Here is an 11,486-nt window from a genome sequence, read left to right on the forward strand (position 1 = left end):
GAGCCCGGCGCCGCCCTGGTGGGCAGCGCCGGACTGTTCGCGGGGATCCCGTCAGTACGGCGCGGGGCGGCCGACCGCGTCCTCGTGGGTGTAGAAGGTGTAGAAGGTGGCGGCGGTCACCACCCCACAGGTGATCAGCCCGAGCATCGACGAGGAGAACACGCTCTTGCCGGAGAGGCTCACCAGGTAGCCGAGCGCGATGCCGGCGAGGGCGCCCCAGGCGACCGCGTGCAGCTCGCGCCGCAGCCGCCGGCCGTAGCGGTGGAGCGTGTGGATGGCGACGGCCAGCACGACGGCGCTGATCAGACCGATCCAGAACTGACTCCAGGCCAGCGGGCCGCCGTCCCGGACGACGACCGGGGCGTACAGGCCGTAGCTGATACCGACGAGGACGGGCAGTCCCCAGCCGTGGGTGCTGAACTGCCTGCGGGCGGGGGCGGCTGCGTGTGCTGCCATGGCGGAACTCCTTTCCCGCACGGTGCGCACCTGAGGGTGCACCCTCCAGGGCACACCCCCGCCCCGCCCGCCGCAAGTGGATCAGAGCGGATAAAGGCCCGCCCGTTTACGGACGGACGGCGACCGCGTCGATCTCGAACAGCATCCCGGGCAGCGCCAGAGCCGCCACCCCGCTGAGGGTCTGCGCCGGGAGCCGGTCGCCGAAGGCGGCGTGCAGGGCCTTGCCGAGGACCTCCAGCTTGGCGAGGTCGTGCTCGACGATGTACGAGCCGAGCCGGACCACGTGCTCGAAGCCGAGGCCCGCGCCCGCGAGGGCGTGCCGGAGGTTGGTCAGGGACAGCTCGACCTGGGCGGCGAAGTCTCCGGGGACGGGCGCGCCGGCGCTCACTCACGCCGCGGCGAACCACCGCCGGATCCGGTCCGGCGCCGACGGCGCCCGCCGTTCCGCCTGGGCGCGCACGTCGGCCAGGGTCCGCGCGGCCAGTTCGCGCCGCCAGGCCAGCTCCGCGCGGCCCATCGCCTCGGCGATGGCACACTCTGCGCTCGGGCGGCCCGTCGTCACCGCGCCGGGGCCCTGGCCGATGATCTCGGTGCAGCGGAAGGCCTCGTCGGGGCCCTCGATCGCCACGACCACGTCCATCAGCGTGATCCGGTCGAGCGTCCGGGCCAGCCGGAAGCCGCCCCGGGGTCCGGAGACGGAGGTCAGGATGCCGGCCCGGACCAGGGCCTGGAGCTGCTTGTTGAGGTAGGGCGCGGGCAGTTCGTGGTACGCCGCGAGCCGGGCGGCCGTGACCGCCCGCTCCTCGCCGATCCAGGCGAGGTTGAGGCAGCTGTGCAGCGCCCACTCCACACCCTCGTTCATCCTCATGATTCTGGATGCTACCTGTCCAGGATAGGCCTGTCACTCGTACGGCTCAGCAGAAGGTTCGAAACCGAACAGACGCTCCCACGATGAGCCCATGAGCCAGAACACCGCATCCCCGCAGCAGCCACCCCGGCAGCCGCGGCAACCGCAGCAGTCGACGTCCGGCGCCTGGGCGTCCGGCGGCACCATGTTCGCCGGTGTCCTCATGCTGGTCACCGGCGTCATGGACATCCTCCAGGGCATCGCCGGCATCGCCGAGGACGACATCTACACGCGCGTCGGCGACTACGTCTTCAAGTTCGACCTGACGTCCTGGGGCTGGATCCACCTCTGCCTCGGCGTGATCGTCGCCATCGCCGGCGCCGGCATCCTCAAGGGCGCCGAGTGGGGCCGCATCGCGGGTATCTCCCTCGCCTCGCTGAACATCGTGGCGCAGTTCCTCTTCCTGCCGTACCAGCCGTGGTGGGCGCTGTTCTCCATGGCGGTGTCCGTCTTCGTCATCTGGGCGCTGGCGGCGGACAAGGACTACGGGAGTGAGACCTGGTGAGCCGGCGTCGTACGGCCCCGGCAGCCCCGGCCGCCGCGCTCCTCGCCCTGGCCGTGTTCGGTCCGGTCGCCCTGACCGGCTGCGACGAGGCCGCGGACAAGGCGGGCGAGATCGTCTCCTCCGCCACCGCCGCAGTGGCCTCGGCCGCGCAGCAGAAGATGGACGAGGTCAAGGACGGGATCAACGCGACCGGCGACGTGAAGGCCGGGTCGACGTCCACGGACGGGGACCGCACGGTCGCCGAGATCACCGCGACCAACCCCACGGACAAGGCCGCCGACTACACGGTGATGGTCAACTTCCGTGACGCGGACGGGAACTTCCTCGACTCCGTCGTCCTCAACATCGACGGCGTGGCGCCGGGGCAGTCCAAGACCGGCACCGCCCGCAGCAACCGGACCCTCTCCGGGGCCACCCAGGCCCAGATCGCCCAGGCCCTGCGGCACTGAGCGCATCGACCCGTCCTGCGTACCCGATCGGCGTCCGCCCGCCTCGCGGAGCTGGCGCCGATCGGCCACGCTGGAAGACATGGAGAACGACGAGATCCTCGAGAACATCGGCTCTCTCGTCGAGGAGGAACGCTCCCTGCGCCAGCGCGTCGGCGGCCTCCGTGACGAGGAGCGGTCCCGGCTCGCCGAGCTGGAGGTCCAGCTCGACCAGTGCTGGGACCTGCTGCGGCAGCGCCGCGCCAAGGCCGAGTTCGGCGAGGACCCGGACACCGCCGCCGTCCGCCCGGCGGCCGAGGTCGAGGGCTACCGCAGCTGACCGGGCACCTGACCGGGCCGTTGCTCCACGTGGCTCGCCTCCGCCGTAACGTTTGACCATGGCGAAATCGGCGCAATCGGAACGGTCAGAGCGATCGGAGCGGTCGAGGCAGTCCCCACGGCTCTCCCCGCCCGCCTGGCTGACCGCCGGTCTGCGCCCGCAGCCGACGCCCGTACCCTGGCCGGCCGTCGGCCGCGCCTCGGTCGCGCTCGCCGCGCCGCTCGCCGCCGGACTCGCCGCGGGGCAGCCCGCGTACGGGGCGCTCGTGTCGATGGGCGCCCTGTCCGGGGTCATCGGCGACACCGCCGACGCGTACCGGATGCGGTTCTTCAACATCGCCGTACCGCAGCTCTTCGGCGCCCTCGGCGTCACCCTCGGCACCCTGGTCTTCGGCCATGGCTGGCTCGCCGTCGCCGCGCTCACGCTCGTCGCGCTGGTCTCCGGGATGATCTCGTCGATCGGCGCCGTCGCCTCCGTCTCCGGTCTGCTGCTCCTGCTCAACGCGGTGGTCGGCGCCGGTCTGCCGATGCCCGACCCGTGGTGGAAGGCGCCGCTGCTACTCGGGCTCGGCGGGGTCGTGGTCCTGGCCCTCACCCTGCTCGGCTGGCCGCTGCGCGGCGGCGCGCCGGAGCGGACGGCGGTCGCCGGGACCTACCGGGCGGTCGCCGAACTCTTCGAGGCCGCGGGCACCGACGCGTACGACGAGAAGCGGCAGGCCGTCACCGGCTCGCTCAACCAGTCCTACGACCTGGTGCTCGCCCGCCGTGCCCGGCAGCACGGCCGGGCGCCCACCCTGGTGCGGCTGCTCGCCGAGCTCAACGTGCTCATCCCGCTCCTGGAGGCCGCGCCCGCCGCCCATCTCGCGGCCCGCCGGTTCCACCGGCCGCTGCCGCCGGAGATCCCGGCCGCCGTGCACGAACTCGCCGACAGGGTCGGACGGGAGGGGCAGCGGGACCGCGCCGGCCGGCGCCCGTACGAGCTGAAGCTGCCCGAGGCCCGCCGGCCCTCCGAGAAGGCCGTCGACACGGCGCTGCGGCACGCGGCGAGCGTCGTGCACCGGACCGAGCCGGACCCGCACAACGTGGACGACCGGCTCGGCCGCCCCGCCGCGCTGCGCGTACGGATCCGGCGCACCGCCCGCAACGTGCTGCTCTCCGGCGCCTCCTGGCGCTACGGCCTGCGGCTCGCGCTGTGCATCGGGCTCGCGCAGGCGCTGGTGTCGCTGATCGCCGTGCCCCGCTCGTACTGGGTGGCGCTCACCGTCACGTTCGTCCTGAAGCCGGACTTCGGCTCGGTGTTCTCGCGCGCGGTGCTGCGCGCCCTCGGCACCGCGGGCGGGCTCGTCATCGCCGCGCCGCTGCTCGCCTCGGTGCCGCGCGGGTGGTGGGACGTGCCGGTGATGGTGGTGCTCGCCGCGCTGATCCCGGCCTTCTCCGCGAAGGGGTACGCCTTCCAGACCGCCGCCATCACCCCGGTCATCCTGCTCCTCTCCGACCTGCTCAACCACCAGGGCTTCGACCTCGTCCTGCCGCGGCTGTACGACTCGCTGATCGGCTGCGGCATCGCGCTGGTCGCGGGCTATCTGCTGTGGCCGGAGTCCTGGCACACCCGGGTCGCGGACCGGCTCGCGGACGCGGTCGCGGACACCGCCGCGTACGTGACCCTGGCCTTCGCCCCCGCTGCCCTCGCCGCGCCCCTGTCCGGTCAGAACGACGACCCGACCGCCCGGCACCGCGCCCGCCGCAAGCTGTACCGCGACATGTCCTCCGTACGCTCGGAGTTCCAGCGCGCGCTGACCGAACCGCCGCCCGCCGGGGACCTCGCCGCCGCGTGGTGGCCGCTCGCCATCGCCGTCGAACGGATCGTGGACGCCACCACCGCCGCCCGGATCCGCGTCGACCACGGCGCTCCACCGCCCGAACCGGCCGAGGTGGCCGCCGTGGAGAAGCAGCTGCGGGAGCTGGCGGACGGGCTGCGCTCCAGCGACGTGCTCGTGGAGGTACGGGCCGATCTCGGCGGCGACGAGGAGGGCGTGCTCGGCCCGCTCCGGCAGGAGGTGCGCGCGGCGCGCGCCATCTCTTCCGCGCCTCCCGCGCCGTAAACCCGGCCAAAGGGGCGTACGGAAGCGGTTACCGGCGGTTGCGGAACCGAACCCTCCCACCGCCGTTACCGGAACTCACGGGTACGACTACGATGCGCTCGAATTCACCGTGATCCGCGCCCCTTTCCGGCCACGAGCGAGCTCTGGTGGCACGATCACGCCGTCCCCGCCTGCCCGTCCCCACGCCGCACCCGTCCCCACGCCGCACGCCTCCCCACGCCGTACCCCTCCCCCCGCTCCCCGCGTACCCGAGGACACCGCCATGCGCACAGCTCCCGGCAGTTCCGGCAGTTCCGGCAGATCCCCCGGCCGGGGCCTGCAGCCCAACGCCCTCGGCACGTTCGACACCCTCGTGATGGCCGTGGCGGGCAGCGCCCCCGCGTACTCGCTGGCCGCGACCACCGCCGTGCTGTTCGGCGCGGTCGGCCTCGCCGGACCGGCGTCGCTGCTCTACTGCGCGATACCGATGTTCGGCATCGTCCTCGCCTACGCCCGGCTCGGCCGGATCGACGTCAACGCGGGCGCCGGATACTCCTGGGTGGGCCGCACCCTCCACCCCTTCCTCGGCTTCCTCTCCGGCTGGGCGCTCGTCCTCGCCACGACCGTGTTCATGGTCGCCGGTTCGCTGCCCGCCGGGTCCCTCACGCTCTCGCTGTTCGACGCCGGACTCGCCGACGACACCGTGCTCGCTTCGCTCGTCGGCGCCGGCTGGTTCCTGATGATGCTGCTCGTCGTCCTCGGCGGCGTCCGGCTCACCGTCCGCGCCCAACTCCTGCTCTCCGGCCTGGAACTGCTGCTCCTCGTCGTCTTCCTGCTCGCCGCCCTCGCGCACCACGGGCACGCGACCGCCTTCGACTGGTCGTGGTTCGGCCTCGACCAGTTCCGCGGGCCGTCCGGCTTCGCGGCGGGCGCGCTGATCGCCGCCTTCTACTACTGGGGCTGGGACGTCACCAGCAACCTCAGCGAGGAGACCCGGAACAGCCGGCGCACCGCCGGGCTCGCCGCGCTCGTCGGCGTCGGGGTCGTCTTCCTGCTCTTCGAGGCCTTCACCGTCGCCGTCAACGTGCTGCTGAGCGCCGACCGCATCGAGCGCGGCGGCGCCAACGTCCTCGCCGTCCTCGGACAGGAGATCTGGCCCGGCGTCGGCGGCAAGCTGCTGATCCTCGCGGTGCTCCTGTCGACCGTCGCCACCCTGGAGACCACCCTCATCCAGGTCACCCGCTCGCTGTTCGCGATGGGCCGCGACCGCACCCTGCCCGCCGCCCTCGGCACCGTCCACCGCCGCTGGAACACCCCGTGGGTGGCGATCGCCGTCGTCGGCGCCGCCGCGCTCGTGATGTTCGCGGCCGCGGCCGCCGCCGGCTCGGTCGGCCAGGTCCTCGGCGACGCGGTGCGCGCGATCGGCCTGCTCATCGCCTTCTACTACGCGCTCGCCGGCATCGCCGCCGTCGTCGCCTACAAGGGTCTGCTGCTGCGCTCCGTGAAGGAGTTCCTGCTCGGCGGGGCGTGGCCGCTGCTCGGCTCGGCGTTCATGCTGTGGGCCTTCGTCGAGTCGCTCGGCGAGCTGTCCACCACCTCGCTGACCATCGGCCTCGGCGGCCTCGCCCTCGGTGTCGTCCCGATGCTCGTGTACTGGCGGAAGGGCAGCGCCTACTACCGGCCGGCCCGCCTCGACGCGGCCCGCGTGCTCGCCGCGGCCGAACCCTTCGCCGCGCCGGACTCGCCGCGGGCGCGCCGGGAGGACAAGTCGCTGGCGACGGACTTCTGACCGCCTGTCGCCTGCGAGGTACCGGGCGGCGGCACCGGAGCCGCCCGAACGCCCTCTTCGGATACGCCGAACCCGAACCCGTGTCCGTACGCCCCCAGTTGTAGCCGAAGCCGAAGCCGAAGTCCTCGCGAGGGAGGTACCCGATGGCCGCACTGCGCCGCCGTTCGGCCAGACAGGGCCGTTTCGCACCCGACTTCGACCCCGACTTCGGCGATCGGGCGCTCACCGAGGCCCGGCAGGACATGGTGATCGGGCGCTGGCAGGGCGTACGGGACCTGCTGCGGGCCACCGGGGACGACTGGCCGCGCCGTACGCACCGGCTGCGGCTGCTCTCGCACGCCGCGGCCGGCAGCTCGACCGTCGAGGCCTGGCGGGGCGCCGAGCCGGGCAACCCGGACGCGGCGGTGCTGCGGGCGGCCACCGAGGTGGTACGGGTCTTCGACGCGGCCATCGCCGCCGGGCGGGGCAGCGTCGTCGACCGGGGCCGGATCGACGCCTCCGTCGACGCCTGTCTGACGGCGGCGGACGCGGCCCCGGCCGATCCGATGCCGTGGGTGTCGCTGCTCTCGGTGGCACGGCTCTACGAGGGCGGGGTGCCGCGGCGCCAACTACGGCACTGGTTCGACGAGTTGCGGCGCCGCGACCCGTACAACGTCGAAGGCCACGCGCAGGTGATGCGCTACTGGTCGGCGCGCTGGCACGGCACGCACGGCGCGATGTACGACTTCGCGCGGGACGCGGCGGGCGTCGCGCCGCCCGGTTCACCGCTGCCGATCCTGGTGCAGATCGCGCGGGTCGAGGAGTACCGGTACGTGGTGGACGGGGCGCTCGGCCGGGGGCCGGTGCGCGGCTTCGACCAGCACTGGAAGCACGAGCTCGCCGTGACCGAGCTGCGCCGCACGTACGCCCGCTGGATCGGCGGGCGCGAGCTGGGCATGCCGGTGGCGCCGGAGGAGGTGGCCGACCTCAACTACCTGGCACATGCCGCCTGTTACGCGGGCCAGGTGGACATGGCGCGGGCGCTGCTCACGCTGCTCGGGGCGCGGGCGGCGTGGGTGCCGTGGGTGTACACGGGGGAGCCGGAGGAGCAGTTCGTACGGTTCCGGGAGGGCGTCGGGATCGGTGCCGGCGGCAACGGCAGCGGCGCGGAGCAGGGGACGGGCTGACGCCCGCCCCCTCACTCGACCGGTCGGGTCTCGTCAGACGCCGATGTCGCGGCCGTCGGTGCGCCACACGGCGACGACCGACGGGCGGACGATCTTTCCGGGGCCGTCGGGCCAGACGGAGGCCGGCTTCTCGACGGAGGCGCCGTCGAGCTCGCCCGGGTGCTGCACGGAGACCAGCACCCGGCGGTCCTGGACCAGCGGGCCGCAGGTCTCGGCGCCGGTCGGCACGGTCAGGAACTGCTTGAGCTCACCGCGCCGCTCGCCCTGCGTGGCGACGCCGAACAGGCCGTCGTGGGAGCCGAGCTGGTTGCCGTCGGTGGAGATCCACAGGTTGCCGTGCGGGTCGAAGGCCACGTTGTCCGGGCAGGAGATGGGGCTGACCTTCTCCTTCGGGAAGCCGGAGAAGTAGGTGGCCGGGTCGTTCGGGTCACCGGCGACCAGGAAGAGGCGCCAGGCGAAGCCGTCGGAGGCCGGGTCGTCCCAGTGCTCGGCGAGCTCCAGGATCTGGCCGTGCTTGTTGAGGTTGCGCGGGTTGGCCTCGTCGGCCGCCGCCTTGCCGGCCTTGCCGCGGTCGGAGTTGTTGGTGAGCGCGACGTACACGCGGCCGGTGCGCGGGGACGGCTCGACGTCCTCGGGGCGGTCCATCTTGGTGGCGCCGACCTTGTCACCGGCGAGCCGGGTGAAGACGTACACCTCCTCGGCGGTCATGCCGGGCACGTGCGACACGGCGCCGTCCAGGCCGGCCGTGGCCAGCGGGATCCAGGTGCCGGAACCGTCGAACTCGCCGTCGGCGGGCAGCTTGCCGGTGCCGTCGATCTCGGCGGCCGGGGAGTCGCCGGTCAGCTTGGCGACGTAGAGGGTGCCCTCGTCGAGCAGGGTGAGGTTGTGCGCGTGGGCGGCGCGCGAGCCGCCCTTCTTCATCCGCTTCGAGGAGACGAACTTGTAGAAGTAGTCGAAGCGCTCGTCGTCGCCCATGTAGACCACCGGACGCCCGTCGGCGGTCAGGCGCGGCTGCGCGGCCTCGTGCTTGAAGCGGCCGAGCGCGGTGCGCTTGCGGGGCGTGGACTCCGGGTCGTACGGGTCGAGCTCGACGACCCAGCCGAAGCGGTGCGCCTCGTTGGGCTCCTGCGCGAGGTCGAAGCGCTTGTCGAAGCGCTCCCACTTGCGCTCGGAGGCGCCGGTGCCGATGCCGTACCGCTTGTCGGTGGCGGAGGAGGCGTGGGCGAAGTACTGGTTGAAGTTCTCCTCGCCGTGGAGGGTGGTGCCCCACGGGGTGGTGCCGCCGGCGCAGTTGTTCAGCGTGCCGAGGACGGTGCGGCCGGCCGGGTCCGCGGAGGTCTTCACCAGGGCGCCGCCCGCCGCCGGGCCGGTGAGCTCGAACCGGCTGGTGGCGGTGAGCCGCCGGTTGAGGTGGTGGCGGGTGACCGGGGTCAGCCGGCCGGTGCGGTGCTCCTCCTGCACGACGACCACGGACAGGCCGTGCGCCGCCCAGGCGATCTCGACCTGCTCGCGGGTCGGGTTCGCGGGGTCGTAGCCGCGGAACATCAGGTTCTCGTCGGTGTACTCGTGGTTGGCCACGAGGACCTGGCGGTGGTGCTCGCCGCGCAGCGGGAGCAGGGAGAGGAAGTCGTTGTTGTAGCCGAACTGGCCGGCCTGCGCCTTGGCCGTCTGCTTCTCGGAGTCGAAGGCCGGGGCGCCGCGGAGGATGGGCTCGCCCCAGCGGATGACCACGTTCTGGGAGTAGCCGGCGGGGACGGTGACCTGGTCGGCGGTGTTGGGCGCGACGGGCGCGAAGCGCAGGCCGCGGGCGCCGTCGGCCTTGGCGGCGCCGCCGTGGCCCTTGCCCTTCGCCGGCTCGTGCGCCTCGGCGGCGGGCGCGTTGCCCAGCGCGACGGCGGAGCCGGCGGCGGTGGCGACGGTCACGACGGCCGCGGCGCGCATGAGCGAACGGCGCGAAAGCGCACCGGCTATGACATCACCGACGTACTCGTTGTCGCTGGTGTTGGGGACCTCCTGAAAACAGGCGTCACCACAGCGGTAGCGGCAGGTCAGGGCGGAACGGCCGCCTCCGTGGGCGTGGTTGCTCAGCAGCGGCAGCAGTTTGCGCACGTCGTCCTCCATGATTGGGCGCGGTCCGCCGTGACGTTAGGTGCGCCCGCCTGCACGATGACGGCGGCAGAGTGAACGCGCGATGAATCTGCGGCAACCGCGGGCGCCCGGGTCGTAGGGGCCGGGGAGGGCGGCCGCTAACCTTACGTGTCCGCCCTGGCCAGGAATCGCCGTTCCGCCGGGGACATAGGACGCATACCGCACCCAACTCATGTGAAGGGGTTCGCCCATGGGTATTCGGAGCTTGCTGCGCAAGGTGTTCGGCCGCGACCGCGCGAACGGCGCCGAATCCGAGGTCCCGGAAACGGCGGCCTCCGTCGTCCCCGCCCAGGCGACGTCCCCCGAGGCGGAGCCGGTGAAGGTCGCGGCGGAGCCGGCGGCGAAGGCCGTGGCGGAGGTGGCCCCGGTGCCGGCCCCGGTGGTGGCCGAGGCTCCGGCGGAGCCGGAGCTCGCCCCTGAGCCGGAGCCGGAGGCGGAGGCGAAGCTGGAGGCCAAGCCCGAGACGCCCGCTCAGCGGGCGGCGGCGGACCTGGTGGCGGCCGCCTTCGACAACCCGCAGATCCCGCAGGCGCGGCGAGCGGGGGACGAGGCGGAGGTCACGGAGGCGGCTGAGCCGGAGGTCGTGGCGGAGGCGGAGGTCGTGGCGGAGGCGGAGCCGGAGGCGGCTGGGCCTGAGGCGGCTGAGCCCGTGTCGGAGGTCGCGCCCGTACAGGAAGAGCCCGTGGCGGAGGTCGCGCCCGAGCCCGAGCCCGTACAGGAAGAGCCGGAGGCGGAGGTCGCGCCCGAGCCCGAGCCCGTACACGAAGAGCCGGAGGCGGAGGTCGCGCCCGAGCCCGAGCCCGTACACGAAGAGCCGGAGGCGGAGGTCGCGCCCGAGCCCGAGCCCGTACACGAAGAGCCGGAGGCGGAGGTCGCGCCCGAGCCCGAGCCCGTACACGAAGAGCCGGAGGCGGAGCCGGCCCCGGCCGAGGAGCCGGTCGCGGCCGCCGTCGGCAAGCCCGCGCTCTCCCTCGCCAAGGTGAAGGCCGCCGCGCCGCACCTCGCCGACGCGTACAAGGCGGCCGGCACCGTACTGAAGAAGCAGGGGCTGACCGGGGCGCGGGCGGCGGTGTACCTGGTGGTGGACCGGTCGGGTTCGATGCGCCCGTACTTCAAGGACGGCTCGGTCCAGCGGCTCGCGGAGCAGACGGTGGCGCTCGCCGCGCACCTCTCCGAGGACGCGGCCGTGACGACCGTCTTCTTCTCGACGGACATCGACGGCACGGCCGAGCTGACCCCCGCCGAGCTCACCCCCACCCGCCTGGAGGAGATCAACGCGACCCTCGGCCGCCTCGGCCGGACGAACTACCACCGCGCCGTCGAGGAGGTCCTCGCCCTCCACGACAAGTCCGCGGACCCGACCCGCCCGGCCCTGGTGATCTTCCAGACGGACGGCGCGCCGGAGTCGAAGACGGCCGCGACCCAGGCCCTGACGGACGCGGCGGAGCGCCCGGACCGGGAGATCCACTGGCGCTTCACGGTGTGGGGCGAGGAGGACGGCAAGGCCTTCGACTACCTCCGCAAGCTGGCCACACCCCGTACGGGTGTCCACTTCGCGGGCGCGACGCCGGTCGAGACGGCGCACACGGCGTTCTACCGCGGCGTGCTGGCGAACTGGTCGCTCTGACCAGTCGGCCTACCGAGCCGTGACCGAGCTCTGATCATGGACC

The 11,486-nt window shown here is 73.3% G+C and carries 10 protein-coding genes and 1 pseudogene; 7 read left to right on the forward strand and 4 right to left on the reverse strand.

Annotated features, from left to right (window positions below):
• Positions 1 to 51 precede the first annotated feature (51 nt).
• The 3 genes and pseudogenes from JAO84_RS17290 to JAO84_RS17300 form a co-directional block, all read right to left on the reverse strand.
• On the reverse strand, positions 52 to 456 hold the full coding sequence (locus JAO84_RS17290) for a hypothetical protein (protein WP_370413694.1): 405 nt from the start codon (positions 454 to 456) through the stop codon (positions 52 to 54).
• A 106-nt stretch (positions 457 to 562) separates the two neighbouring features.
• Positions 563 to 841: pseudogene (locus JAO84_RS17295) on the reverse strand (RidA family protein); the annotation flags it as partial.
• Positions 842 to 844: 3 nt separating this feature from the next.
• Entirely contained in the window at positions 845 to 1,318 is a 474-nt protein-coding gene (locus tag JAO84_RS17300; protein ID WP_370416792.1) for an Rrf2 family transcriptional regulator, read from the reverse strand.
• A 97-nt stretch (positions 1,319 to 1,415) separates the two neighbouring features.
• Between JAO84_RS17300 and JAO84_RS17305 the strand changes: the two genes are divergently transcribed.
• The 6 genes from JAO84_RS17305 (at position 1,416) to JAO84_RS17330 (ending at position 7,668) form a co-directional block, all read left to right on the forward strand.
• The gene (locus JAO84_RS17305; RefSeq protein ID WP_370413695.1) at positions 1,416 to 1,868 is read left to right on the forward strand and encodes a hypothetical protein; all 453 of its coding nucleotides are present in this window, start codon (positions 1,416 to 1,418) and stop codon (positions 1,866 to 1,868) included.
• Entirely contained in the window at positions 1,865 to 2,317 is a 453-nt protein-coding gene (locus tag JAO84_RS17310; RefSeq protein WP_370413696.1) for a hypothetical protein, read from the forward strand. The genes JAO84_RS17305 and JAO84_RS17310 overlap by 4 nt, the downstream gene beginning before the upstream one ends.
• A 79-nt stretch (positions 2,318 to 2,396) precedes the next feature.
• Positions 2,397 to 2,633 carry a DUF2630 family protein gene (locus tag JAO84_RS17315; protein ID WP_370413697.1) on the forward strand — a complete coding sequence of 79 codons (237 nt, stop codon included), beginning with the start codon at positions 2,397 to 2,399 and terminating at the stop codon, positions 2,631 to 2,633.
• A gap of 58 nt (positions 2,634 to 2,691) precedes the next feature.
• Entirely contained in the window at positions 2,692 to 4,734 is a 2,043-nt protein-coding gene (locus tag JAO84_RS17320) for an FUSC family protein (protein ID WP_370413698.1), read from the forward strand.
• Positions 4,735 to 4,996: 262 nt separating this feature from the next.
• Entirely contained in the window at positions 4,997 to 6,502 is a 1,506-nt protein-coding gene (locus tag JAO84_RS17325; RefSeq protein ID WP_370413699.1) for an APC family permease, read from the forward strand.
• 143 nt (positions 6,503 to 6,645) lie between these two features.
• On the forward strand, positions 6,646 to 7,668 hold the full coding sequence (locus tag JAO84_RS17330) for a hypothetical protein (RefSeq protein ID WP_370413700.1): 1,023 nt from the start codon (positions 6,646 to 6,648) through the stop codon (positions 7,666 to 7,668).
• 33 nt (positions 7,669 to 7,701) lie between these two features.
• Here the strand turns inward: JAO84_RS17330 and JAO84_RS17335 are convergent, their stop codons facing one another.
• Entirely contained in the window at positions 7,702 to 9,777 is a 2,076-nt protein-coding gene (locus tag JAO84_RS17335; protein WP_370416793.1) for a PhoX family phosphatase, read from the reverse strand.
• A 229-nt stretch (positions 9,778 to 10,006) separates the two neighbouring features.
• On the opposite strand from JAO84_RS17335, the gene JAO84_RS17340 reads away from it, so the two are divergent.
• Complete coding sequence (locus JAO84_RS17340) at positions 10,007 to 11,443, forward strand: VWA domain-containing protein (RefSeq protein ID WP_370413701.1); 1,437 nt, start codon at positions 10,007 to 10,009, stop codon at positions 11,441 to 11,443.
• Positions 11,444 to 11,486 lie beyond the last annotated feature (43 nt).

It is taken from the genome of Streptomyces fradiae (genome assembly GCF_041270065.1).
Taxonomy (GTDB): Bacteria; Actinomycetota; Actinomycetes; order Streptomycetales; family Streptomycetaceae; genus Streptomyces.